Origin of the sequence: Microbacterium karelineae (assembly GCF_009745985.1) — a bacterium.
Taxonomy (GTDB): domain Bacteria; phylum Actinomycetota; class Actinomycetes; order Actinomycetales; family Microbacteriaceae; genus Microbacterium; species Microbacterium karelineae.
Genome location: NZ_WFIX01000175.1, coordinates 114,643 through 137,096, shown reverse-complemented (window position 1 = coordinate 137,096; position 22,454 = coordinate 114,643). Strand labels below are relative to the sequence as shown.

At 70.5% G+C, this 22,454-nt stretch carries 18 protein-coding genes; 4 read left to right on the top strand and 14 right to left on the bottom strand.

Annotated elements, in window-relative coordinates:
- Positions 1-3: 3 nt before the first annotated feature.
- The 4 genes from GB932_RS03925 to GB932_RS03910 all read right to left on the bottom strand — a co-directional run bounded on the left by GB932_RS03925 (position 4) and on the right by GB932_RS03910 (position 5,941).
- The gene (locus GB932_RS03925) at positions 4-1,809 is read right to left on the bottom strand and encodes an acetolactate synthase large subunit (protein ID WP_156759396.1); all 1,806 of its coding nucleotides are present in this window, start codon (positions 1,807-1,809) and stop codon (positions 4-6) included.
- A gap of 44 nt (positions 1,810-1,853) precedes the next feature.
- Positions 1,854-3,581, bottom strand: coding sequence for a dihydroxy-acid dehydratase (gene ilvD, locus GB932_RS03920; protein ID WP_231915990.1), 1,728 nt, complete (start codon positions 3,579-3,581; stop codon positions 1,854-1,856).
- Between the two features lie 144 nt (positions 3,582-3,725).
- Positions 3,726-4,526, bottom strand: coding sequence for a trehalose-phosphatase (otsB, locus tag GB932_RS03915; protein WP_231915989.1), 801 nt, complete (start codon positions 4,524-4,526; stop codon positions 3,726-3,728).
- Entirely contained in the window at positions 4,523-5,941 is a 1,419-nt protein-coding gene (locus tag GB932_RS03910) for an alpha,alpha-trehalose-phosphate synthase (UDP-forming) (RefSeq protein ID WP_156759395.1), read from the bottom strand. Before GB932_RS03910 ends, otsB begins: the two co-directional genes overlap by 4 nt.
- Before the next feature lie 78 nt (positions 5,942-6,019).
- Between GB932_RS03910 and GB932_RS03905 the strand changes: the two genes are divergently transcribed.
- Complete coding sequence (locus GB932_RS03905) at positions 6,020-6,277, top strand: hypothetical protein (RefSeq protein ID WP_156759394.1); 258 nt, start codon at positions 6,020-6,022, stop codon at positions 6,275-6,277.
- A gap of 20 nt (positions 6,278-6,297) precedes the next feature.
- On the opposite strand, the gene GB932_RS03900 is transcribed toward GB932_RS03905, so the two are convergent.
- The 6 genes from GB932_RS03900 to GB932_RS03875 all read right to left on the bottom strand — a co-directional run bounded on the left by GB932_RS03900 (position 6,298) and on the right by GB932_RS03875 (position 13,444).
- Positions 6,298-7,302 carry a LacI family DNA-binding transcriptional regulator gene (locus GB932_RS03900; protein ID WP_156759393.1) on the bottom strand — a complete coding sequence of 335 codons (1,005 nt, stop codon included), beginning with the start codon at positions 7,300-7,302 and terminating at the stop codon, positions 6,298-6,300.
- Between the two features lie 13 nt (positions 7,303-7,315).
- Positions 7,316-8,572, bottom strand: a complete 1,257-nt coding sequence (locus GB932_RS03895; RefSeq protein WP_197517293.1) for an FAD-binding protein — start codon at positions 8,570-8,572, stop codon at positions 7,316-7,318.
- Positions 8,573-8,656: 84 nt separating this feature from the next.
- Positions 8,657-10,162 carry an arabinosylfuranosidase ArfA gene (arfA, locus tag GB932_RS03890; RefSeq protein WP_197517326.1) on the bottom strand — a complete coding sequence of 502 codons (1,506 nt, stop codon included), beginning with the start codon at positions 10,160-10,162 and terminating at the stop codon, positions 8,657-8,659.
- Positions 10,163-10,197: 35 nt separating this feature from the next.
- Positions 10,198-11,124: a carbohydrate ABC transporter permease gene (locus GB932_RS03885; protein WP_156759390.1), complete on the bottom strand. Its 927-nt coding sequence runs from the start codon at positions 11,122-11,124 to the stop codon at positions 10,198-10,200.
- Positions 11,124-12,044, bottom strand: coding sequence for a carbohydrate ABC transporter permease (locus tag GB932_RS03880; RefSeq protein WP_156759389.1), 921 nt, complete (start codon positions 12,042-12,044; stop codon positions 11,124-11,126). Before GB932_RS03880 ends, GB932_RS03885 begins: the two co-directional genes overlap by 1 nt.
- A 59-nt stretch (positions 12,045-12,103) precedes the next feature.
- Positions 12,104-13,444: an extracellular solute-binding protein gene (locus GB932_RS03875; protein ID WP_156759388.1), complete on the bottom strand. Its 1,341-nt coding sequence runs from the start codon at positions 13,442-13,444 to the stop codon at positions 12,104-12,106.
- 273 nt (positions 13,445-13,717) lie between these two features.
- Here GB932_RS03875 and GB932_RS03870 point away from each other — a divergent pair, with 273 nt between their 5' ends.
- The 3 genes from GB932_RS03870 to GB932_RS03860 are packed head-to-tail and all read left to right on the top strand — an operon-like array spanning position 13,718 to position 17,395.
- On the top strand, positions 13,718-14,770 hold the full coding sequence (locus GB932_RS03870; protein ID WP_231915988.1) for an extracellular solute-binding protein: 1,053 nt from the start codon (positions 13,718-13,720) through the stop codon (positions 14,768-14,770).
- A 1-nt stretch (position 14,771) separates the two neighbouring features.
- Positions 14,772-16,322: an ABC transporter permease gene (locus GB932_RS03865; protein ID WP_197517292.1), complete on the top strand. Its 1,551-nt coding sequence runs from the start codon at positions 14,772-14,774 to the stop codon at positions 16,320-16,322.
- Positions 16,319-17,395 (top strand): ABC transporter ATP-binding protein, encoded by a 1,077-nt coding sequence (locus GB932_RS03860; RefSeq protein WP_156759386.1) that lies wholly within the window; start codon positions 16,319-16,321, stop codon positions 17,393-17,395. Before GB932_RS03865 ends, GB932_RS03860 begins: the two co-directional genes overlap by 4 nt.
- A gap of 61 nt (positions 17,396-17,456) precedes the next feature.
- Here the strand turns inward: GB932_RS03860 and araA are convergent, their stop codons facing one another.
- The 4 genes from araA to GB932_RS03840 all read right to left on the bottom strand — a co-directional run bounded on the left by araA (position 17,457) and on the right by GB932_RS03840 (position 22,450).
- Positions 17,457-18,962: an L-arabinose isomerase gene (araA, locus tag GB932_RS03855; protein WP_156759385.1), complete on the bottom strand. Its 1,506-nt coding sequence runs from the start codon at positions 18,960-18,962 to the stop codon at positions 17,457-17,459.
- A gap of 23 nt (positions 18,963-18,985) precedes the next feature.
- The gene (locus tag GB932_RS03850) at positions 18,986-19,684 is read right to left on the bottom strand and encodes an L-ribulose-5-phosphate 4-epimerase (RefSeq protein ID WP_156759384.1); all 699 of its coding nucleotides are present in this window, start codon (positions 19,682-19,684) and stop codon (positions 18,986-18,988) included.
- A 34-nt stretch (positions 19,685-19,718) separates the two neighbouring features.
- Entirely contained in the window at positions 19,719-21,332 is a 1,614-nt protein-coding gene (locus GB932_RS03845; RefSeq protein WP_231915987.1) for an FGGY-family carbohydrate kinase, read from the bottom strand.
- A 92-nt stretch (positions 21,333-21,424) separates the two neighbouring features.
- Positions 21,425-22,450, bottom strand: coding sequence for a LacI family DNA-binding transcriptional regulator (locus tag GB932_RS03840; RefSeq protein ID WP_156759382.1), 1,026 nt, complete (start codon positions 22,448-22,450; stop codon positions 21,425-21,427).
- Positions 22,451-22,454 lie beyond the last annotated feature (4 nt).

Here is a 22,454-nt window from a genome sequence, read left to right as displayed (position 1 = left end):
TGCTCAGGCCTCCTCATCGAACGCCGGCGAGTGGTCTCGCGCGTACTGGACGTAGCTGTTGCTGACGCCCTGGGGCACCATCGGCCACACCATCGCGTCGCTCGAGACGACGAAGTCGATCACGACGGGGCGGTCGTTCGTCTCGAGGGCGAGGCGGATCGCATCGTCGATCTCGTCCTCGCGCTCGACGCGGATCGCGAGGCAGCCGTAGGCCTCCGCGAGCTTCACGAAGTCGGGGATCCGCTTCGTGTCGTGGCCCGTGTTGAGGTCGGTGTGCGAGTAGCGCCCGTCGTAGAACAGGGTCTGCCACTGGCGCACCATCCCGAGGGACGAGTTGTTGATGATCGCGACCTTGATCGGGATCTCGTTGAGCACGCACGTGGCGAGCTCCTGGTTCGTCATCTGGAAGCAGCCGTCGCCGTCGATCGCCCACACGGGACGATCCGGCTGCGCGACCTTCGCCCCCATGGCCGCGGGAACCGAGTAGCCCATCGTGCCGGCGCCGCCCGAGTTGAGCCACGAGTTCGGCCGCTCGTACCTGATGAACTGCGCCGACCACATCTGGTGCTGGCCCACGCCCGCGACGTAGACGCCCTCGGGGCCCGTCAGCTCGCCGATGCGCGAGATGATCTTCTGCGGTGCGAGCAGGCCATCGGTCGGTTCGGTGTAGCCGAGCGGGTACTGGTCCTGCAGCCCCTTGAGGTACTGCCACCACTCGGCGAAGTCGGGGCGGTCGCCCGCGACCGTCGAGCGGTACGCCGTGTCGAGATCGACGAGGACCTCGCGCACATCGCCCACGATCGGCACCTCCGCGGCGCGGATCTTCCCGATCTCGGCGGGGTCGATGTCGACGTGGATCACCTTCGCGTCCGGGGCGAACAGCGCCGCCTTGCCGGTCACGCGGTCGTCGAAGCGCGCGCCGAGGGAGACGAGCACGTCGCTCTCCTGCAGCGCGAGCACGGCGGGGACGGATCCGTGCATTCCCGGCATGCCGAGGTGCTGCTCGTGCGAGTCGGGGAACGCACCGCGCGCCATGAGCGTCGTCACGACGGGTGCGCCCGTCGTCTCGGCGAACGCCTTGAGCTGCTCGGCCGCCTTGCCGCGGATCACACCGCCGCCGACGTAGAGCACGGGCTTCTTCGCCTCGGCGATGAGCGTCGCCGCCGCCTGGATCTGCTTCCCGTGCGCCTTCGTGACGGGCCGGTATCCGGGCAGGTCGAACTTCGGCGGCCAGATGAACGGCGCCTCGTTCTGCTGCGCGTCCTTCGTGATGTCGACGAGCACGGGACCGGGCCGGCCCGTGCCGGCGATCTCGAACGCCTGCGCGAGCGCGCGCGGGATGTCCTCGGCGCGCTTCACGAGGAACGAGTGCTTCGTCACGGGCATCGTGATGCCGACGATATCGGCCTCCTGGAACGCGTCCGTGCCCATCAGCGTCGAGAAGACCTGGCCCGTGATCGCGACGAGCGGCACGGAGTCCATGTACGCGTCGGCGATCGCCGTGACGAGGTTCGTCGCGCCGGGGCCGGACGTCGCGATCGCGACGCCGACGCGGCCGCTCGCGGCGGCATATCCCTCGGCGGCGTGGCCGGCGCCCTGCTCGTGGCGCACGAGGATGTGGTTGAGCGTGTGCGCGCCCATGAGCGCGTCGTATGCGGGCAGGATCGCGCCGCCGGGAAGCCCGAAGACGTCGTCGACGCCGAGCAGCTCGAGCGAGCGGACGACGGCCTGCGCGCCGGTGAGGATGGGCGGGTTCGCGGTGGATGTGGCGGGCGGCCGAGGAACGGCCGTGAGGGGATCTGCGGGCATGGTGCTTCCCTGGTCGGTTCGGCGTCTGGTCGGCACGGGGCGGATCAGCCGGTGATCGCGCCCACGGCGGCGGAACGCACGAGCTTCGCGTACTTGGCGAGAACGCCGCGGGTGTAGCGCGGGGGCAGCGGCTCCCAGCCGGAACGGCGGGAGGCGAGCTCAGCCTCATCGACGAGTAGGTCGAGAGTGCGAGCTGCGACATCGACCCTGATCGGATCGCCATCGCGCACGAAGGCGATCGGACCTGCGTCCACCGCTTCGGGTGCAATATGGCCGATGCACAGGCCGGTTGTGCCGCCGGAGAATCGACCGTCCGTCAAGAGTAGTACATCCTTGCCGAGGCCAGCGCCCTTGATGGCGGCCGTGATCGCGAGCATCTCGCGCATGCCGGGGCCGCCCTTGGGGCCCTCATAGCGGATCACCACGACGTCGCCCGCCTGGATCTCGCCGTTCGTCAGCGCGTCCATCGCGGCGCGCTCGCGCTCGAAGACGCGGGCCGGACCCTCGAACACCTCGGCGTCGAAGCCGGCCGTCTTCACGACGGCGCCGTCGGGGGCGAGGGATCCGTCGAGGATCGTCAGGCCGCCCGTCGCGTGGATGGGGTTGTCGAGATCGCGGACGACGGTGCCGTCGAGCGGGGCCGGGTCGAGCTCGGCGAGGTTCTCGGCGAGCGTCCTGCCCGTCACGGTGAGCGCGTCGCCGTGCAGCAGGCCCGCGTCGAGCAGCGCCTTCATGACGACGGGCATGCCGCCCGCGCGGTCGAAGTCCTGCGCGACGAACTGGCCGAACGGCTTCACGTCGGCGAGGTGAGGCGACCGCTGGCCGATGCGGGTGAAGTCGTCGAGCGTGAGATCGACGCCCGCCTCGCGGGCGATCGCGAGGAGGTGGAGGACGGCGTTCGTGGATCCGCCGAGCACCATCGCGACGGTCACGGCGTTCTCGAACGCCTTCTTCGTCAGGATGTCCTTCGTCGTGATGCCCTTGCGCAGGAGCTCGACGACGGCCTCGCCCGAGCGGTGCGCGTACATGTCGCGGCGGCGGTCGGCGCTCAGGGGCGTCGACGAGCCCGGCAGGCTCATGCCGAGCGCCTCGGCGATGCACGCCATGGTGTTGGCCGTGTACATCCCACCGCAGGCGCCTTCGCCCGGCGCGAAGCCGCACTCGATCGTCTTGAGGTCGGCCTCGCTCATCTGCCCCGCCTTGCAGGCGCCGACGGCCTCGAACGAGTCGATGATCGTGATGGTCTTCTCGGTGCCGTCCTCGAGCTTCACCCAGCCGGGGGCGATCGATCCGGCGTAGAGGAAGACGCTCGCGAGTTCGAGGCGCGCGGCGGCCATGAGCATGCCGGGGAGCGACTTGTCGCAGCCCGCCAGCAGAACCGTGCCGTCGAGGCGCTCGCCCATGACGACGGTCTCGACGCTGTCCGCGATGACCTCGCGGCTCACGAGCGAGAAGTGCATGCCCTCGTGCCCCATGGAGATGCCGTCGGACACGCTCACGGTGCCGAACTGCAGCGGGTAGCCGCCGCCCGCGTGCACGCCCTCCTTCGACCCCTGCGCGAGGCGGTCGAGCGAGAGGTTGCACGGCGTGATCTCGTTCCAACTCGACGCGATGCCGATCTGGGGCTTGTCCCAGTCGTCGTCGCCCATGCCGACGGCGCGGAGCATGCCGCGCGAGGTCGTCGCCTCGATGCCGTCGGTGACCACGCGACTGCGCGGCTTGATGTCGATTCCGGCGTCGGTGTTCTCACTCACGCTGTCGTTCTCACTCACGTTCGCAGTCTATTCCCAGAGGACAGGCGCCCCGAACCGGCTTGCGTTCTGCAACGAGACCGGCGCGCGCGATGGTCAGGATGCTCTTCGCAGCACGCTCTCGGTGAGCACACCGGCGGCCCCGGCGTGTCGCCGCTCGGGGCGTCAGCGGGCGCGCCGGGCGGCGAGATCGGACAGCAGCCCCGCGAGGGCCGGGATGTCGTCGACACGCACGTGCGCGGCGGTCTCCCCCGCGCCGACGCGGATGCCGAGGTCGCCGTCGTGGAGCGACCGCAGCGCATCCTCGTCGGTCACGTCGTCGCCCGCGAACACGACCGCCTCTGCCTCGCTCGCGCGACGCAGCTCCGCGATCGCCGTGTCCTTGCCCTCGTGGCGCCACGAGAACTCGAGCACGTGCTTGCCCGTGCGGCGGCGCCACTCGGGCGCGGACTCGGCCATGTAGACGTCGATACGCCGCTGCGCGTCGTTCTCGACCTCGGGCGATGAGACGCGGGTGTGCAGGGCAAAACCGAACGCCTTGTCCTCGATCCACGCGCCCTCGCAGCCCTGAACGAAGCCATGTGCGTGGGCCGTGATCGGAGCGCTTCGCGCCGCGAGCCGCTCATCGTCGCCCGCGACCGGACGCATGCGCGGAGGCGCCCCGGCGGGACGCCAGTGCTCGGCGCCATGGGATCCGGCGAGCCAGACGGGAGAGCCGTCGTCGTGCTCGGCGATGATGCGCAGATCGCGGAGGCTGCGGCCGGATACCAGCGCGACCGTCGTCCCCGGCGTCGCCGCCAGCGCAGCCACGGCGCGCGCCGCCTCGGGCGTCGCGCGCGCCGCCATCGGATCGGTCACGAGCGGCGAGAGGGTGCCGTCGAAGTCGAGGGCGACGAGGATCCGCTCGCGCGACGCGAGGGCGTCGAGGCGCTCGTCGACGTCGATGTCGCCGCCCGCCGAGGTCACGACGCGTTCCTCCGGCGGCGCACCTCGTCGATGTCGTCGAGGAACGAGCGCCCCCACTTCTCGACGTCGTTGTCGAGCACCTTCCTGCGCATCGTCTTCATGCGGCGAGCCTGCTCGGCCTCGGGCATCTCGACGGCCCGCATCATGATGTCCTTCATGCCCTCGATGTCGTGGGGGTTCACGAGCAGAGCGCTCCCGAGCTCGTCGGCGGCGCCCGCGAACTCGCTCAGGACGAGCACGCCCGTGTTGTCGCCCCGCACCGCCACGTACTCCTTGGCGACGAGGTTCATGCCATCGCGCAGCGCGGTCACGAGCATGACGTCGGCCGCGAGGTACAGCGCGACCATCTCCTCGCGCGGGTACCCCTGGTGCAGATAGCGGATCGCGGTGTTCTCGACCGTCGAATAGTCGCCGTTGATGCGAGCGACCGTCATCTCGATCTCGTCGCGCAGGTCCTGGTAGGCCTCGACGCCGGGGCGCGAGGGGCTGGCGATCTGCACGAGCGTCGCCTCATGCCCCTTGATGCGCCCGTCGGCGAGGAGCTCACCGTAGGCCTTGAGCCGGTGGCGGATGCCCTTCGTGTAGTCGAGGCGGTCGACGCCCAGCATGAGCTTCTCGGATCCGACCTGCTCGCGCAGCGCCTTCGCGCGCTCGATGATGTCGGGGCGCTGCGCCAGCTCGATGAACTGCGAGGCGTCGATCGAGATCGGGTAGCTCTTCGCGACGACGACGCGGGACTCGTCCTCGACGGTCGGCACCGTGATGGTGTCGCCCTTCGTCGGATACTTGAGCAGGCGGCGGATCGACCGCTGGAAGTTGCCCGCGTCGGCCACGCGCTGGAAGCCGACGACGTCCGCGCCGAGGAGGCCGTCGAGCACCTGGCGCCGCCACGGCAGCTGCGCGAAGAGAGCGTATGCGGGGAACGGAATGTGGTGGAAGTAGCCGATCGTCACGTCGGGTCGCAGCTCGCGCACCATCTGCGGGACGAGCTGCAGCTGGTAGTCCTGCACCCACACGAAGCCGCCGTCCGCGACGTGCTCGGCCGCGGCCTCGGCGAAGCGCCGGTTGACGCGCACATACGCGTCCCACCAGGATCGCTTGAACTCGGGCGCCGCGATCACGTCGTGATAGAGCGGCCAGATCGTGCCGTTGGAGAAGCCCTCGTAGTAGTCGCGGAGGTCGGCTCGAGTGAGGGAGACCGGCACGAGGAGGTTGCCGTCGAACTCGAACGGCTCCACCTGCAGATCGGGCTGTCCGCCCCATCCGACCCACGCGCCGTCGAGGCTCTGCATCACCTGCTCGAGCGCGGTGACGAGGCCGCCGGGCGACCTTCTCCATGCGGGTTCGCCGTCCGGACCTTCGACACGGTCCACGGGCAGGCGATTGGCGACGACGACAAGATCAGCTCGCGACATGTGTCTCCTTCTGACGAGGCCAGCCTACTGAGGCGCGGGCTCGTGGGGCAACGCGCATATCCGCGCTACGGTGGTCGCATGCGCAAGTACCTGCTGGGAACGGGAATCATCGGCGCCGTCACGAGCGGCTGGTCCCTGCTGAAGGGGTCCGACGCGCAGCCGTTCACGTGGCGCGTCGCCCTCGCGTGGCTCAGCTGGGGGATCACGTTCGCCCTGTCGATCGGCATGATCCTCGACATCCGCAGAGCATCACACGGCGGAACCGTCTCGGAGGACTCCCCCATCTCCGGCCGCGAGCACCGATTCGTCAAGGCGGCCACCGCCGCGAAGAGGTAGCGAGCAGCCGAGGCGCCGCGTCAGTCGCCCGTCGACTCGCGCTCGATCACGCGGAACTCCGCGAGCATCGTGCGCGGATCCGCCGACGGATCATCGATCCGCTCGATGAGGGCGTCGACCGCGCGGCGCGCGATCCATTCACGCCCGGGGTCGACCGTCGTGAGCGCGGGGATCGAGTAGCCGCTCTCGTCGACGTTGTCGAAGCCCATCACGGCGACGTCGTGGGGGACGGAGCGCCCCGCCTCCTCGAGCGCGCGCAGCGCGCCGAACGCGAGCGTGTCGTTGAGCGCGAACAGCGCGTCGAACGCGACGCCCCGCGAGATGAGCTCGCGCGTCGCCCGCTGCCCGTCGACGCGATGCCACTCGCCAGCCGATGCGACGAGGCGGTCGTCGAGGGGCACGCCGCGCGACTCCAGAGCCTCCCGATAGCCCGCGAGGCGCAGGCCGGCGGATCCGATGATCTCGCCCTCGTGTGCACCCACGAGGGCGATGCGGCGCCGGCCGCGATCGAGCAGGAACTCGGTCGCGGCGCGCGCGGCCTCCGCGTTGTGCATCGTCACGTGGTCGGTCGGGCCGTCGAAGATCCGCTCGCCCAGCAGGACGAGCGGATAGCCCACCTGCAGGTGAGACACGTCGTCCTGCCCCATCTCGAGCGGGCTGAAGAGCACGCCATCCGCCATGCGCAGGCGCGGCGTGCTCAGCAGGTCGATCTCGCGCTCGCGCGTGCCGCCCGTCTGCTCGACCTGCACGGCGAAGCCGCGGGCGTCCGCCGCCGCGATCACGCTCGCGGCGAGCTCGGCGAAGTAGCTCAGCGCGAGGTCGGGCAGAGCGAGCGCGAGCACGCCCGTGCGCCCGGAGCGCAGGTTGCGAGCGGTCTGGTTCGGGGTGTAGCCGAGCTCCGCGATCGCGCGCTCGACGCGCTCGCGCGTCGTCACACGGATGTGCGGATAGTCGTGGATCACGTTCGAGACGGTCTTGATCGACACGCCCGCCCTGCTCGCCACGTCCTTCAGCGTCACCGCCATGGGTATCGTCCTCTCAGAGTCCGAGGCGCCGCGTGAAGTCGTTCTGCATGCGCCCCTCCGGATCCAGCTTCTCCCGCAGCGCGCGGAAGTCGTCCATGCGCACGTACTGCGCCGCGACCTCGTCGCCCGGACGTGTGAACACCTTGCCCCAGTGCGGGCGCGCGTCGAACGGCGCGAGCGCCCCCTCGAGCAACGGCAGGGCCGCACGGACGGCCGGCTCGTCGAGGCGCCAGGTGAAGTGCAGCGCGACCGAGTCGCGGCCCGACGAGGGACTGAGCCACAGATCGTCGGCGGCCATCGAGCGGATCTCGCAGACGTGCAGCAGCGGCGCGATGACGTCGGCGATCCCGCGGACCGCGTCGATCGCCGCGGGCGCATCGCCGCGCGCGACGAAGAACTCGCTCTGCAGCTCCGCCCCGACGCTCGGCGTGAAGTCCATCCGGAAGTGCGGGAGCCGCTCGAACCACGGGCCGGGCACGCCGCCCTGCGGGTTGCACGCCTCCGCCCCGACGCCGGGGATCGGATGGCGAGGGCCGTCGGCGGCCCGCGCGCCGAGGCGGGCGATCGCCGATTCGTCGACGCCCGCGGCTCCACCCGTGACGCGGGTCTTCACCCACAGCTGGTCCGCCGCTTCCGGGTCCCGCCACGTCGTGAAGATGCTCACGCTGTCGCCGAGCGACGTCACCTCGTCGTAGTCCGCGAGGATCGCGTCCCACCGCGGCGCGTCGAAGGCGTGCTGCGCGACCTGGTAGCTCGGCTCGGTGTCGAGCTCGAGCGAGGTGACGATGCCGAGGGCGCCGAGGTGCACGACCGCACCGCCGAAGTCGGCGTCCTCCCGCGTCAGCGTGACGTCGTCGCCGTCCGGCGTGAGGATCGTGACGGCGCGGACGGCCGCGGACAGCGACGGCACGCGATCGCCGGATCCGTGCGTGCCCGTCGCGACGGCGCCCGCCACCGAGATGTGCGGGAGCGATGCGAGGTTCGCGAGCGCCCGCCCGTTCTCCTCCAGCACCGGGGCGACGTCACCGTAGCGCACGCCGCCCGACACCCGGACCCCGGCCGCCGTCACATCGATCTCGCGCGGCATGTCGGCGAGCGAGACGAGTGCGCCGGTCGTGTCGGCGATGTCATTGAAGCAGTGGCGGGTGCCGAGGGCACGCAGGGGGCCGCCCGCACGCACGATGTCGCGCAGTTCGCCGGCCGTGCGGGGGCGCACGACCCGCTCCGCGCTGTAGGTCAGGTTCTCGGCCCAGTTGCGTTCGCCGCTCACGATGTCTCCTCTCGGCCCGTGCTCAGGTGTCGAACACGGCCGACGCGAGCGTATCGCCCGCGCCGGCCGTGCTCGCGCATCAACTCACTCGGCGGATGAGAGCCCGATCGCCGTCCAGGACACGGGAGGCAGCGAGATCGTCAGCGTGCCGTCCGCGACGCGCGCCGAGTCGTTGGTCGACGGCGCCACCCGCTCGGGATCCTCGAGGGTGTTCTTCGCGTGGATGTCCTCGTCGGCGAGCGTGTGCGCCTCGCGCACCGCGACGGCGCCGAGGCCCGCGATGTCGACCGACACCTCGATCGTCTCCGTCTGCGAGCGGTTCACGAGGAAGACGCTCGCCTCGCCGGACTCGGCGTCGCGCGTCGCGACGGCGTCGACGAGCGGGACCTCGCCGTACTGCGCCGTGGAGTACGTCGGCGCGTCGAGCTTGAGCTCGAGCGCCTCGCCGCGCGCGAGCCGCGAGGTCAGCGCGAACGGGAAGAACGTCGTCTGGCGCCAGGCGATGCCGCCCGGCTCCGTCACGATCGGCGCGATCACGTTGACGAGCTGCGCGAGCGACGCGCTCGTGACACGGTCGGCGTGCTTGAGCAGCGAGATCATGAGGTTGCCGAACACGACCGCGTCGATCACCGAGTACGAGTCCTCGAGCAGGCGCGGTGCGACCGGCCACTCCTCGACGCCGCTGATCTGGTCGACGTCGTGGAAACGGCTCTGGTACCAGACGTTCCACTCGTCGAAGGAGATGTTGATCTTCTTGTCGGATCCCTTGACCGCGCCGACGTGGTCGGCCGTCTGCACCACGGTGTCGATGAACCAGTCCATGTCGACCGCCGACGCGAGGAACGAGTCGAGGTCGCCGTCCTTCGGCTCGTAGTATGCGTGGCACGAGATGTAGTCGACGTCGTCGTACGCATGGTGCAGCACGACGCGCTCCCACTCGCCGAACGTCGGCATATGCGCACTGGACGAGCCGCACACGACCAGCTCGACGTTCGGGTCGACCTGGCGCATCGCCTTCGCCGTCTGCGAGGCGATCTTGCCGTAGTCGTCGGCACTGCGGTGGCCGAGCTGCCACGGGCCGTCCATCTCGTTGCCGAGGCACCAGATCTTCACCCCGAAAGGATCCTGGCGGCCGTTCGCGACGCGCTGATCCGTGAGCTCCGTCTTCGCCGGCACATTGGCGTACTCGAGCAGGTCGAGCGCCTCGAGGGTGCCGCGTGTTCCGAGGTTGACCGCGAGCATCATCTCGCTGCCGACCTTCTCGAGCCACGACGAGAACTCGTGCAGGCCGACCTCGTTCGTCTCGGTCGAATGCCACGCGAGGTCGAGGCGGCGGGGGCGCTCCTCGCGCGGCCCGACGCTGTCCTCCCACCGGAAGCCCGAGACGAAGTTCCCGCCGGGGTAGCGGATCGTCGCGACGCCGAGCTCGCGCACGAGCTCGATCACGTCCTGGCGGAACCCCTCGGCGTCGGCCGTCGAGTGCCCGGGCTCGTACACGCCCGAGTAGATGTGGCGCCCGAGGTGCTCGACGAAGCCGCCGAAGATGTTGCGCTGGATCCGCCCGATCGTGAAGTGCGGATCGATGGTCATGTGTGCGGTGGGCACGTACGTCTCCTTTGAGGTGGTCACTTGAGGCTTCCGATGGCGAGCCCGCCCTGCCAGTAGCGCTGCAGGAGCAGGAACGACAGGACCAGGGGCACGATCGAGACGAAGGCGCCCGATGTGATGAGGTTCCAGACCTGCTCGCCGCCGGCGCCGGCGTTCGACAGCGTCGTCCACCGGTTGAGGCCGACCGTGACGGGCAGGAGAGACTCGTCGGTGAGCACGACGAGCGGGAGGAAGAAGTTGTTCCATACGCCGACGACGGCGAGCAGGAGCACTGTGACGATCGCGGGGCGCAGCAGCGGCAGCGCGATCTGGAAGAAGGTGCGGAACTCGCCCGCGCCGTCGATCCTCGCCGCCTCGAGCATCTCGTCCGGCACCGCGTCCTGCGTGTAGATGCGCATGAGGTAGACGCCGAACGGGTTGAGCAGCGACGGCAGGATGACCGCCCACGGCGTGTTGATGATCCCGTAGTCGCTCAGCAGGACGAACGTCGGCACGGCGAGCGCCGTCGGCGGGATCATGATGGCGCCGAGGACGAGGCCGAACACGACGCCGCGGCCGCGGAAGCGGTACTTCGCGAACCCGTAGCCCGCGAGGACGGCGAGGATCATCGCCCCGATCCCGCCGCCGAAGGCGTAGAGGAACGAGTTGCCGATCCACTGCCAGTACACGCCGCCCTTCTGCGTGAAGAGCCCCGCGATGTTGTCGAAGAAGTGGGTGATGTCGCCGAACCAGAACGGGGCCGTCCCGAACAGCTCGGGCGTCGACTTCGTCGCGGCGACGAAGAGCCACCACAGGGGGATGACGAAGTAGATCGCGAGGATCACGAGGAGGACGTGGGATCCGATCCGCCGCCCGCCTGTGCGTCCGACCCCGGGCCTGCGGCCGGCGCGCTTCGGCATTCCGGTCACGGTCGTGTGCGCGGCTGTGCGCGTTGTGCTGGACATCACTTCAGTCCGCTCTGCTTGCGCGTGAGGAAGAGGAACAGGAACGACCCGACGAACACGATCAGGCCGAGCGAGAAGGCGATCGTCGAGGCGTAGTTGAACTGGCTGTAGTTGAACGCCAGCGCGAACACGTACATGTTCGGCGTATACGACGCGTTGATGGATCCCTCTGCCACGCCGCGGAGCACGACGGGCTCGACGAAGAACTGCAGCGTCCCGATCAGCGCGAACGTGAGCACCATGACCATCGAGGACGAGATCATCGGGATCTTGATGCGCAGCGCGGTCTGCAGCCCGTTCGCGCCGTCGATGCGGGCGGCCTCGTAGATCGACGGATCGATCGAGCGCAGGGCCGCGTAGATGATGATCATGTAATAGCCCGACCACTGCCACGTCACGACGTTGACGAGGCCGCCGAAGATCGTGTCCGGCCCGAGCAGGTTGGGAGCGTCGAGCCCGAACAGGCCGAAGATCGACGCGGCCGGGCCGAAGCGCGGGCTGTAGAGGAAGCTCCACATGAGAGCGCCGATGACGATCGGGATCGAGTACGGCACGAAGATCAGGAGGCGCGTGAGATTCGCGAGCTTCGTCGCGAGGGTGTCGAGGAAGAGCGCCGCGACGAGCGCGACGATCATCTGCATCGGGATCATGACGATCCCGTACAGCGCCACGCGCCCGAGGCCCTCGAGGAACAGGGGATCGGTGAAGGCGCGAGCGTAGTTCGCGAGTCCGGTGAACTTCTCGCCGCCGGCGAGGGTCGACTCGAACAGGCTCATCCAGAAGGCGTACCCGAGCGGGATGAGGAGGAAGAGGGCGAAGATGACGAGGAACGGCGAGACGTAGAGCCAGCCGTACCACTGTCGCTTCAGCCCGCCCCGCCCCGTGCTCCGCCCGGGAGCCGTGAGGTTGGCGGTAGTCATGGTGTCTCCGTGGAGTCGCCGTGGGGCGGCCCGGCGATCCGGGCCGCCCCACGGAATCGTCACTCGGTGAGCTCGAAGCTCTGGTTGGTCGCGTACTGCACGAGCACGTCCTGCAGGTCGTCGAGCGCCGTCGCGGCGTCCTTCTCCCCCTCGGTCATGGCGAACAGCTGCTCGTTCGTCTGGTCATAGGCGTAGACCTGGAACGGGCTGAACCCGAAGCCGGTGTATCCACCGGCGGCCTCGAGGAAGACGTCCTCGTTGATCTTCTGGCCGTCGAAGAAGGGGTACTCCTTCTGGGCGAACTCCTCGGACTCGAGAACCGGCTTCCACAGCGGGAACAGCGCGGCCTCGTCGATGCCGATCTGCCACGCCTCCTCGGTGCGGAAGATCTCCTTCGCGACGGTGGCCGCCGCGTCGAGGCGCTCCTCCGGCGTCTGGGTCGTCACGGCGAACGTGGATCCGCCCCAGTTGATCTGCACGGGGTTCTCCGGGTCCCACTGCGGGACGGGGGCGGCGCGCCACTGCGCGTCGGCGTCGGCGTCCTCGAGGCCGCCGAGGTAGCCGGGGCCCCACGCGGCGGCGACGTACACGGCGTAGGTGCCGTCGACGAGCTTCGTGTTGTAGTCGGCGGTGAAGGCGTCGTCGGTCGCGACGAGGTCCTTCTGGACGAGGTCGTTCCAGTAGGTCATGACCTGCTTCGCCTCGTCGCTGTTGACGTCGATGCCGACCTGCTGGGGGGTGGTCGCGTCGTAGCTGAACGGCTCGGCGCCGGCCTGCGCCATGAGGGCGTAGATGTAGGCGCCGCCGTTCGCGGGGAAGTCGGCGAGGACACCGGGCGCGCCGGCGTCCTTCAGCTGCTGCGCGGCGTCGGCGAACTCGTCCCACGTGGTCGGCACCTCGATGCCGTGCTCGTCGAAGATGTCCTGGCGGTAGAGCATTCCCATGGGGCCGCCGTCGACCGGGATGGCGTAGACGCCGTCGCCGCTCGAGACGTCCTGCCAGGCGCCCTCGGTGTACTCGCCCGCGATCTCGTCGGCGCCGTATTCGGACAGGTCGACGAGACCCTCCTGGATCGTGAAGCTCGGCAGCTGCTCCGACTCGAGCATGATGACGTCGGGCGCTCCCGAACCCGCCTCGAGCGCGGTCGAGAACTTGTTGTACTCGTCCGCTCCCTGACCGGCGTTCGTCCAGCACACCTGGATGTCGTCGTGGGTCTCGTTGAACAGGTCGACGACCTGCTCGAACGCGGGATACCAGGCCCAGACCGTGACCTGGGTGGCCTCGTCGTTCGTGATCTCGTTCGTGCAGGTGGCTTCGGCGGCTCCGCCGGAGCATGCGGTCAGTGCTGCTGCGGCGACGGCGACCGTGCCGCCCGCAGCGAGAAGTCGATTCTTCCTCATGGCTGTGTTCAGTCCTCTCGCGGTGTGGGACACCGATGTCTCGTCGAGATTTACAACGTTGTAGAACAGCGTTGGACCAATTGTGCACGCCGCGCGAAACGATGTCAAGGCGCGCGAGCGGCGTCAGGCCCGCGCCTCGACCGGGCCGGAAAAGCGGTCGACACGGCGATCGACTTGCAAGTTAGGTGAGCCTCACTATACCTTCGTGCAGACGCGTCCCTGCAGCAGGCTTCCCCGGGGGTGCGTGTCCCCTCCCCCTCACCAGGAGCCCCCATGCGACGCATGACCTCTGCCCTCGGCGCGACGAGCGCCCTCGCCGCGCTGTTCGCCCTCAGCGCCTGCGGCGGATCCGCGGCGCCCGCAGAAGGCGATGACCAGTCCGACTCCGCCGGTGCGGACCAGTCGATCGTGCTCTACGCGGGCCGCGACGAAGAGCTGATCGCTCCCCTCGTCGAGCAGTTCACCGACGACACGGGCATCGACGTCGAGGTGCGCTACGCCGGAACGACCGAGCTCAACGCTCTTCTCCTCGAGGAGGGCGCGAACACGCCCGCGGACGTCTTCCTCTCGCAGGACGCCGGCGCGCTGGGCGCTCTGGCGAAGGCCGATCTGCTCGCGACGCTGCCCGACGAGACCGCCGCCTCGGTCCCCGCGGGATTCACGTCGACCGATGCCTCCTGGGTCGGCGTCACGGGTCGTGCGCGTGTCATCGCGTACGACGGTGAGGCCCTCGCCGAGGGCGACGTCCCCGACGCCGTCGACGCGCTGACCGATCCCGAGTGGTCCGGCCGCGTCGGCTTCCCGCCCGGCAACGCGAGCTTCCAGTCGTTCATCACCGCGCTGCGCGTGCTCGAGGGCGAAGACGCCGCTCTCGCGTGGGCGGAGGGGATCGCGGCGAACAGCCCCGTGCTCACCGAGAAGAACGGCGCGACTCTCGACCTGGTCAACACGGGCGAGCTCGATCTCGCCCTCATCAATCACTACTACTGGTATCAGCGCGCCGCCGAGCAGGGAGCCGACGAGATGCGCGCGCAGCTGAAGTTCCTCCCTGGCGACGCGGGCGGGATCGTGAACGTGACGGGCGCCGCGATCCTCGCGCCCTCGGAGGGCGATGAGGCTGCGATCGCCTTCGTCGAGTACCTCCTGTCGGACGCCGGCCAGACCTACTTCGTCGAGAGCACGTACGAGTACCCGCTCGTTCCCGGAATCGACGCGCCGGAGGGCCTGCCCGCGATCGATGAGCTCGTGAACCCGGGGCTGGACCTCAGCGATCTCGATTCGCTCGATGCCACGCAGGAGCTCCTCGCCGAGGCCGGCCTGCTGTAACTTGGCGCCGACCCACCGCAGGCCGCCCGCCGCGCTCGTCGCGGCGGCGGTCTGCTGCGCGTCGGCGGCATCGATCCCGCTCATCTACCTGGTCGTGCGCGTGGCGGGGGCGGGACCGGACAGCGTCCTCGCCACGCTCACGCGACCGCGCCTCCTCGAGCTGCTGCGGAACTCCCTCGTCCTGTCCCTGTCGGTCACGCTCGCTGCCGTGCTCATCGGCGTCCCGACCGCGTGGATGCTCGCCCGCGTCCGCCTCCGAGGGATCCGCGTGTGGGCGGCGATCGCCGCGATTCCCCTCGCCGTGCCGTCATACGTCGCCGCCTACGGATGGCTCGCCGCGTTCCCCTCGATGTCGGGATTCTGGGCCGCGTGGTTCGTGCTCACCCTCGTCGGCGTCCCCTACGTCGTCCTGCCCACCGTCGCGGCGCTGAACGCCGCGTCGGCCGACCGCGACGACGTCGCCCGTACGCTCGGGCGAGGCCCGCTGGGCGCATTCCTCGTCGGCACGCTCCCCCAGATCCGGCCTGCGGTTCTCGCAGGCGCCCTGCTCGTGTGCCTGTACACGCTGAGCGACTTCGGCGGGCTCGCGCTCTTCCGCTTCCCCGTTCTCACGACCGCGATCTTCCGGGCATACTCGACCAGCTTCGACCGCGACTATGCGGCCGTCCTCTCCTCGGTCCTCATCCTCGTGGCGCTCGCCGTCGTCGTCGTCGAGCAGTGGATGAGACGCCGCGCGCACGGCGTCGCCACGGGATCCGGGCGCGTGGGCCGCGTGTCCCCCGGGCGGCTCGCGCCGATCGCCGGAGCATGGCTGCTCGCCGTTCCCGTTCTCGCGGCAGGGGTGCCCGCGATCGCCCTCATCGTCAGGTGGGTCCAGGCAGATCAGACACAGGCGGTCGATCCGCGCCGCTTCCTCGACGCCGTGCTCGCGACGGCGACGCTCGCGGGCGCGGGTGCCGTCGTCGCGCTCCTGCTGGCACTGCCCATCGGCGTCCTCTCCGCGCGCTGGCACGGACGCACCGTGCAGACGATCGACGCGCTCGGCACGCTGCCCCTCGGCGTACCCGGCATCGTCGTGGGCCTGTCGCTCGTGTTCGCCTCACTCGCCCTGGTTCCACAGTGGTATCAGTCGATCGGCGTGCTCTCCTTCGCCTATGGTGTGCTGTTCGTCCCCAAGGCCATCGGCGGCGTGCGAAGCGCCATCGACCAGGTGCCGACGGGGCTCGAGGAGGTCGCGCGTACCCTGGGATCCGGCCGGGTCGCGGTCTGGCGCCGCGTCACGGCCCCTCTCGCCGCCCCCGGCATCGCCGGCGCGGCGCTGCTCGTGGCCGTCACCGCGATGAAGGAGCTCCCCGCGACGCTCCTGCTGCGCCCGACCGGCACGAACACGCTCGCGACCGAGCTCTGGTCGCACACCGAGGTGAACGCATACGGATCCGCGGCACCGTACGCACTCGCGCTCCTGGTCGCCGCCGCGATCCCCGCCCTGCTGCTCTCGCGCGTCGGCGCGCGCGACGACGCCCCCCTCATCCGAGACGGAGTCGCATCATGACGGGTCTCTCGGTCTCCGGCCTCGCCGTCGCATACGGAAGCGAGCGGATCCTGCACGAGATCGATCTCGTCGCGGCCCCGGGCGAGCTGCTCGCGCTCGTCGGACCGAGCGGATGCGGAAAGACCACGGCCCTGCGCGCGATCGCCGGCCTCGAGCGCGCCGTCACCGGGACGATCCGCATCGGCGACCGCGTCGTCGCCTCGTCCGGCACCCACATCCCTCCCGAACGCAGGCGCGTCGGCTGGGTGCCGCAGGGCGCGACGCTCTTCCCCCACCTCACGGCGGCCGAGAACGTCGCCTACGGCCTGCGCAGCGTTGCATCGCGCCGCCTCGCGAAGCGCCGCGCCGACGACCCGGAGGCGCGGAGACTGCTCGACCTCGTCGGCCTCGACTCCTCTGCACGTCGATTCCCCGACGAGCTCTCGGGCGGTCAGGCGCAACGCGTCGCCCTGGCCCGTGCGCTCGCCTCGCGTCCCGACCTCGTGCTCCTCGACGAGCCGTTCGGCGCCCTCGATCCCCTGCTGCGCGACGAGCTGCGCGCGTCGACGCGCCAGTGGCTGCACGCCGAGGGGATGACGGGCGTCATCGTCACGCACGATCAGCGCGAGGCGCTCTCTGTGGCCGATCGGATCGCCGTGATGAGCGACGGACGCGTCCTGCAGCAGGACACGCCCCGCGGCGTGTTCCTCCGCCCAGCATCGACATGGGTGGCGAGCTTCATGGGGGACGCCGTCCTGCTCCCCGGACGCTGGGCGAGCCGGGGCGACTCCTCGGTGGGCATCGTGCGGTGCGTGCTCGGATCCGTCCCCGCCGTGTGGGCGATCGATCAGGCACCCGCGGATGGCAGCGAGGTCTGCCTCCTCCTGCGCCCCGAGCAGCTTCGCCTCGGCGAGGGCGCCGGCGTGCCCGGAACAGTGCTGAGCGTCACGTTCACCGGTTACCAGGCCATCGCCGCGATCTCGGTCGACGGTGCGGAGCTGCGCGCGTCGATCCCCGCCGTCGGAGCCCCCGAGGAGGACGACGCCGTGACGGTGCGCGTGCGCGGGACCGCCCTCGCCTACCCCGCCGGCTGACGTACGCGCGCCCCGCCCTCCGCCGACCGGCGAGGAACGGGGCGCGTACGTCGGGAACGGCCTACAGGCCGTCGGCGATGTGGTGGTACACCTGGTTCCACTTCAGCTCGTTCTGGAAGCCGTGCACCGTCGTCGACTCGTCGATCGTCACGAGCTCGATGCCCATGATGGCGGCGAAGTCGCGGAATGCGTCGATGCCGACCGCCGTCGACATCACGGTGTGGTGGGCGGCGCCGGCCGCCATCCAGCACGCGGCGCTCGTGGGCAGATCCGGCTGCGGGCGCCACACCGCGCGACCGACGGGGAGCTTCGGCAGGTCCGGCGCGTCGACGTTCTCGACGACGTTCGCCGTGAGCCGGAAGCGCGTGCGCACATCGCTCATCGCGACGACGACGGCGGGGCCGGCGTCGGCCGTGAAGACGAGCCGCACCGGATCCTCCTTGCCGCCGATGCCGAGCTCGTGCACCTCGGCGCGGGGCTTCGACGTCGTGAGCGACGGCGCCACCTCGAGCATGTGGGCGCCGAGGATCCGCTCGTCGCCCGGCGTGAGGTCGTAGGTGTAGTCCTCCATGAGGCTCGCGCCGCCCGCCAGGCCGGCGCCCATCACGTTCGCGACGCGCACGAGGATCGCGGTCTTCCAGTCGCCCTCGGCACCGAAGCCGTAGCCGTCGGCCATGAGGCGCTGCACGGCGATGCCCGGAAGCTGCGTGAGGGATCCGAGGTCCTCGAAGTTCGTCGTGAATGCCTCGAATCCGCCCTCCTCGAGGAAGGAGCGCAGCCCGACCTCGATCGCGGCCGCATCGCGCAGCGAACCGTGACGGTCTCCCCCGGCGCGCAGCTCGGGGGCGACGTCGTACAGCCGCTCGTACTCGGCGACGAGCGCGTCGACCTGCGCCTCGTCGACGGCGTCGACCGCCGCCGCGAGCTCGTTCACGCCCCACGTGTTCACCGAGACGCCGAGGCGCAGCTCGGCCTCGGTCTTGTCGCCCTCCGTGACGGCGACATTGCGCATGTTGTCGCCGAAGCGGCACAGCTTCATGCTGCGCGCCGCCTGGGCGCCGGCGGCCGCGCGCTGCCACGTGGCGATCTCGCCGACGACGCGGTCGTCGCTGACATGGCCCACGACGGTCTTGCGGGCCTTGCCGAGGCGCGTCTCGATGTACGCGAACTCCCGGTCGCCGTGCGCCGCCTGGTTGAGGTTCATGAAGTCGAAGTCGATCGTCTGCCAGGGCAGCTCGACGTTCGCCTGCGTGTGCAGGTGCAGCAGGGGCTTGCGCAGCTCATCGAGGCCCGTGATCCACATCTTCGCGGGGCTGAAGGTGTGCATCCAGACGATGACGCCGAGCACGCTGTCGTCGGCGTTGGCCTCGAGCATCGCTCGGCGGATCGCCTGTGCGTCGGTCAGCACCGGCTTCCAGACGACGGGCGCGGGGATCTCGTCGGACGCGTCGAGCGTGCCCGCGACCTCCTGCGACTGCTCGGCGACCTGTGCGAGCGTCTCGGGCCCGTACAGATGCTGGCTTCCCGTGAGGAACCAGACCTGCTTGTCCGCATAGGGCTTCGTCATCGTGTGATTTCCTTTCGCGGCCGTCACTGGCCGTAGACGTTCTGGTAGCGGTCGTAGAGCGAGTCGACGGCCTGCTGCGGGATCGGCAGCGGCTCGCCGAGCTGGCGGGAGATGTGCACCGTCCGGGCGACCTCCTCGAGCAGGACGGCGGTCTTCACGGCCGACCTCCCGCTCGTGCCGATCGTGAACGGCCCGTGGTTCTGCATGAGGACGGCGGTCGAGCGATGGCCCGACAGCGTCTCCACGATTCCGCGGCCGATCGAGTCATCGCCGATGATCGCGAACGGGCCGACGGGGATCGGCCCGCCGAACTCGTCGCCCATCATCGTCAGCACGCACGGGATCTCCTCGCCGCGCGCGGCCCACGCCGTCGCGTACGTCGAGTGCGTGTGGACGACTCCGCCCACCTCGGGCATGTGACGGTAGACGTACGCGTGGGCCGCCGTGTCGGACGACGGATTGCGCGTCCCCTCGACGAGCGCGCCATCGAGGTCGCACACGACCATGGCGTCGGCGTCGAGATCGTCGTACTGCACGCCCGACGGCTTGATGACGAGAAGGTCGGGGTGGCCGTCCGCGCCGGGGACGCGCTCGGACACGTTCCCGGCGGTCCAGGCGACGAGCTCCCAGCGCGGCAGCTCGTCGTGCAGGCGCGCGACACGCGCCTTCGCCTCGTCGACCGCCTGCCGCATCGCGGCGGGCACCTGAGCGGGTGCGTTCATTCGTGCTCCTCGTGTGGTGTCGAGTGGTGGAGGGTCAGCTCATAGAGGTCACGGCGGCGCGCTCGATCGCGAGCCCCGCGGACCAGCGGTCGAGATAGGCGGCGTGATCGGCGACCGCGTCGGCCTCGGGCGCGATCGTCGTCGTCCGCTCGCCCGCGAAGATCCGCTCGTCGAGCCAGGACGACAGGACCGGCTGTGCGGCGTCCGCGCAGGCCCGGGCGTAGGCCGCGAGCACGGCCACCCCCCATGCGCCGCCCTCGCCCGCGGTCTCGCCGACGGTGACGGGCGCGCCGAGCGCCTCGGCGAGCAGCTGCTGCGCGACGCCGGCCGTGCGGAACACTCCGCCGTGGGCGCGTATATCGTCGATCGCGACGCCCTCGTCCGCGAGCGTGCGCATGCCGAGGCTGAGCGTCGCGAAAGATCCGCGCACCTGCGCGCGCATGAGTCCGCCGAGACTGAGCGTCGACGACGGCGTGCGGGCGATGACGGGGCGCCCCTCGTCGAGGCCGGCGATCGGCTCGCCCGAGAGATGGTTGTAGGCGAGGAGGCCATCGTCGGCGCCGCGCTCGAGCGCACCCGAGAGCAGGGCCGCGAACACGTCGTCGGCCGACGCCTCGGATCCGAGGGAACGGGCGAACTCGCGGAACACGCCGGCCCACTCGCCGATCTCGCTCGCGCCGTTGTTGCAGTGCACCATCGCGACGGGATCGCCCGCCGGCGTCGTGACGACGTCGATCTCCTCGTGGCGCGAACCGAGGGGGCGCTCGAGGACGACCATGCTGAAGATGCTCGTCCCCGCGCTCACATTGCCCGTGCGGGGCGTCACTGCGTTGGTCGCGACCATGCCGGTCCCCGCGTCGCCCTCGGGCGGGCACGCGAGAGCGCCGGGCGCGAGCGCCCCGCTGGCGTCGAGCAGGCGCGCGCCCTCGTCCGTGAGCCGGCCCGCGGCCTGGCCGGCGCGACGCACGCTCGGAAGCAGCTCGGCCAGGCGCAGGTGCGCGGCCCCGGCCTCGTGGAGGAGGCCATCGGCGATCTCGCGCAGGCGCGCGTCGTAGTCGCCTGTGTCGGGATCGATCGGGAACATGCCCGACGCGTCGCCGACGCCGAGGATCCGCTCCCCCGTCAGCAGCTCGTGGACGTAGCCCGCGAGCGTCGTGACGTGGGCGACGCGCGCGACGTGCTCCTCACCGTCGAGGACCGCCTGGTGCAGGTGCGCGACCGACCAGCGCAGCGGGATGTTCACGTCGAGCGCGTCCGACAGCGCCGCCGCGGCGCGCGTCGTGCTGACGTTGCGCCACGTGCGGAACGGCACGAGCAGCTCACGATCGGCGTCGAACGCAAGGTAGCCGTGCATCATCGCCGAGACGCCGATCGCCCCGACGCGCTCGGGCGCGGCGCCGAAGCGGCGCTGGACATCGGCGGCGAGGTCGGCGTATGCGGCGCGCAGCCCGTCATGCACCTCCCGGAGCGGGTAGGTCCAGCGGCCGTCCTCGAGCGTGTTCTCCCACTCGTGCCCGCCTGCGGCGATCGTCGCCCCGTCGAGCGTCGTCAGGCACGCCTTGATCCGCGTCGACCCGAGCTCGATCCCGAGGGCCGTCTCGCCCTCCCGGATCGCCCGTCGTGCGCCATCCGTCTGCAGCTGCTCCACCGTCGGCTCCATCCCTCATCGCGTCATCGCTCCGCGTCCGCCGTGCGGACCGTCGGAAACATGTTAGCGCTCACACATGCGGGACGGAACCCTCACCTCGTGGGCGGTGCGGTGCTGTCGCGCTCGACGAGCTCCGGCGCGATCGCCGCAGCGTCCGGAGCGTCCGCCCCGCCCCACGCGTCGATGAGTCCCGCGACTGCGGCGGCCCCCAACCGCGAGAACGGCTGGCGCACGGTCGTGAGCGACGGCACGAGGAATCCGCTGCCGTCGATGTCGTCGAAGCCGGCGACGGAGACGCCGTCCGGCACTTCCACGCCGCGCTCCCAGAGCGCGCGCATCGCGCCGAGAGCGAGATAGTCGTTGCCCGCGAACACGGCCGTGACCCCACCCGCAACCTCGTCGGCGAGGCGCGCGCCCACGTCGTAGCCGTGCTGCGCACTCCACCCCTCCGCGGGGATGACGACTCCCCGCGCACCGGCGACCTCGAGCGCATCGGCGAAGCCGCGGGAGCGCTCGATCGCGTCGAACCACCCCGACGGCCCCTCGATGTGGGCGATGCGCTCATGACCCAGCTCGATCAGGCGCGCCGTGAGGCGCACCGCACCGGCGCGCTGGTCCACCGCGACATAGCGCACGGAGGAGCCCTCCGGCGTGTCGCGCCGCGCGGCCACCACGACGACCGGGATCCGGGGCGCCACGTCGTCGACGAGCCGCGCGACGTCGACGAGCGGCGCCACCACGACGATCCCGTCGACACCCTGCGTGATGAGCTGGTCGAGGACGGCGGCCGCCGCGCCAGAATCCCGCGAGTTCAGCGCCGCGATCGACACGAAGTATCCGGCCGCGCGGGCGGCCTCCTCGATCGCGAGGACCGTGCTCGCGGGACCGTAGTGCGTCGTGCCTGTGGTGACGATCCCGATCGTCGCGCTGCGGCTCGTCGCGAGCGTGCGTGCCGCCTGATTCGGCCGATAGCCGAGTGCACGGATGGCGGCGAGCACGCGCTCTCGGGTGTCATCGCGGACGTAGGCGTGCCCGTTGAGCACGCGGGAGACGGTCTGGTGCGACACCCCCGCCTCGGCGGCGACATCCGCCATCGACGGCGGTCTGGTTCTCGGCATGGCC